The following is a 2,682-nucleotide window of genomic DNA, read 5'->3' as shown; positions in this document are numbered from 1 at the left end:
GGCGACGCCGGCGGATGGGATCGGAGCTCGAATGGGCCGCCGCCGGCGTCGCCCCCTCCTGACGGCTTCGCCGTCTGTCCTCCCCATCGCCTTGAAGGGCGATGGGGAGGTGAGGGTCACGTCGCCGCGTAGGTCTTCACTTCCGCGATGTGCGCCGCCTTGTCGGCGTCGTTCAGGAAGCTGCCCTCGAAGCTGTTGACGGCGATCTGCGTCACCTGCTCGCGAGTGAGGCCGACGGCCTCGGCGAGCCGGGCGTAGTTGGCGTTCACATAGCCGCCGAAATAGGCGGGGTCGTCCGAGTTCAGGGTCACGTGCAGGCCGCGGCGCAGCATCTCGGGGACCGGGTGGTCCTTCAGGTCCTTCACGACGCAGAGCTTCAGATTGGACAGGGGGCAGACGGTCAGGGTCATCCGCGACGCGGCCAGACGCTGGATCAGGCCCTCGTCCTCCATCGAACGGTTGCCGTGGTCCATGCGGTCGATGTGCAGCAGGTCCAGGGCCTCGCGGACGTACTCGGGCGGCCCCTCCTCGCCGGCGTGGGCGCAGAGCTTGAGGCCCAGTTCGCCGGCCGCGGCGAAGACGCGCTGGAACTTGGAGGGCGGATGGCCGACCTCGGATGAGTCCAGGCCGACGCCGACGAAGTGATGCAGATACGGCTTGGCCATCTCCAGGGTGGCGAAGGCCTCGTCCTCGGTCAGGTGGCGCAGGAAGCTGAGGATCAGGCCCGAGGTGACGCCCAGCTCGGTCCGGGCCCGCTCCATGCCGGCGGCCAGGCCTTCGACCACCACCCCGAAGGGCACGCCGCGGTCGGTGTGAGTCTGGGGGTCGAAGAAGATTTCGGCGTGGCGCACGTTGTCGGCGGCGGCGCGCCGGAAATAGGCGAAGGCCAGGTCCTCGAAGTCCCGGCGGGTCAGCAGCACGGCGGCGCCGGCGTAGTAGATGTCCAGGAAGTCCTGCAGGTTGGAGAAGGCGTAGGCCGCGCGCACGGCCTCGACGCTGTCGAAGGGAATGGCGACGCCGTTCCGTCGCGCCAGCTCGAACATCAGCTCGGGCTCCAGCGAGCCCTCGATGTGCAGGTGCAGTTCGGCCTTGGGCAGGCCGGCGATGTAGGCGTCCAGCGACATGGAAGCTCCTCCCTCGGGCGGAGCTTAGCCTACATCCGCTCCGGCGTGTCGATGCCCAGCAGGCCGAGCGCGGTCTCCAGCTGGTCCAGCGTCGCCTTGGACAGCGTCAGGCGCGAGCCCTTGGTCGCTTCGTCGGGCGCGGCCAGCACGGGGCAGGCGGCGTAGAATTTCGAGAACGACTGGGCCAGGCGGTAGGCGTGCTCGGCGATCACGTGCGGCATGCGCTTGTCGTAGGCCTCGGCGACGGCCTGGGAGAAGGCGTCCAGCGTCAGGGCCAGGTCGCGTTCGGCCGGTTCGGCGATCGTGATCGGACCGGGCCCGGCGCCCTGGTCGGCGGCGCGGCGCAGCAGGGATTTGATGCGCACGGCCTGGTACAGCAGATAGGGGCCGGTCTTGCCCTCGAAGCTCATGAAGCGGTCGAGGTCGAAGACGTAGCTGGTGGTGCGCGCGTTCGACAGGTCAGCGAACTTCAGGGCCGCGACCGCCACCTTGTGGGCGGTGGCTTCGAATTCCTCGGGGCTCAGGTCGTCGCCCAGCTTGGCCTCGCGCAGCCGCTCGCGCGCCTTGTCGGTCGCCATGGTGATCAGGTCGTGCAGCTTCAGCACGCCGCCGGCGCGGGTCTTGAAGGGCTTGCCGTCCGGGCCGTTCATGGTGCCGAAGCCGAGGTGCTCGAGCGAGCCCCTGGCGGCGTAGTCGGCCAGGTAGGCGGCGCGGAACACCTGCTCGAAATGCTCGGCCTGGCGCTCGTCGACGACGTAGAGGATCAGGTCGGGCCCGATCTTCTGCTTCCGGTCCAGGATGGTGGCCAGGTCGGTGGTGCCGTACATGGCCGAGCCTTCCGAGCTGATGACCAGCAGGGGCGGGGGAGACGGCGCCTCGATCACCGAGCCGTCGGCCAGCTTCTTCTTGCGGGTCTCGCCGGGCCGGGCGACGTGGACCACCCGGGCGCCGTCGTCCTCGACCAGCAGGCCGGTCCGCGTGAGATGGTCGAACATCTCCGGCATCAGGGGATCGGCGTCGCTCTCGCCGTTCCACAGATCGAAGGTGACCCCGAGCGCGCCGAACTCCCGTTCGAGCGCCACGCGGCTGACCGCCACGAAGTGGGCCCACAGGGCGCGGAAGCCGGCGCGGCCCGCTTGCAGCTCCGCCGTGGCGCGTCGCGCCCGGTCCCGGAACTCGGGATCGGTCTTCGCCCTCGCGGCGGCCTGGGGGTAGAGGCGTTCCAGGTCTTCGAGGGACACCGGGCTTTCGGCGGGGAAGGGCCCCTGGTGCTCGGCGAAGAAGGGCGCCGCGCGGTGGGAGAGAGTGGTCGCCTCGTCTCCCAGCGCCACGATCAGTAGGCCCATCTGGAAGCCCCAGTCGCCGAAGTGGGCGTCGCCGGTGACCTCGTCGCCGCGGAAGTCGAACAGGCGCTTGAGGCTCTCGCCGATGATCGAGGAAGCGCAGGTGGCCGACGTGCATCGGCTTGGCGACGTTAGGGCCGCCGTAGTCGATGACGACCTTGCGCGGCTCGGCCACCGTCGCGGCGCCCCGAATTGGGCGGCGTCGGCCGCCACCT

The 2,682-nt window shown here is 69.8% G+C and carries 1 protein-coding gene and 1 pseudogene; both read right to left on the bottom strand.

The genetic code is table 11. The features are described 5' to 3' along the window. Nucleotides 1-116 precede the first annotated feature (116 nt). Nucleotides 117-1,124 (bottom strand): adenosine deaminase, encoded by a 1,008-nt coding sequence (locus AC2W7C_RS16405; RefSeq protein WP_486002349.1) that lies wholly within the window; start codon nt 1,122-1,124, stop codon nt 117-119. Between the two features lie 29 nt (nt 1,125-1,153). Continuing rightward, nucleotides 1,154-2,682 (bottom strand): annotated as a pseudogene (argS, locus tag AC2W7C_RS16400) (arginine--tRNA ligase); the annotation flags it as partial.

The sequence above is a fragment of the Brevundimonas sp. CURTG3B2_SDJG genome, assembly GCF_057364705.1.
The sequence above is the reverse complement of the archived record's forward strand: the minus strand, read 5'-3'. Positions and strand labels throughout refer to the sequence as shown.

What these genes read in the sequence shown, in the direction of transcription:
- AC2W7C_RS16405 (WP_486002349.1), bottom strand. Translation starts at nt 1,124, where the DNA reads ATGTCGCTGGACGCCTACATCGCCGGCCTGCCCAAGGCCGAACTGCAC.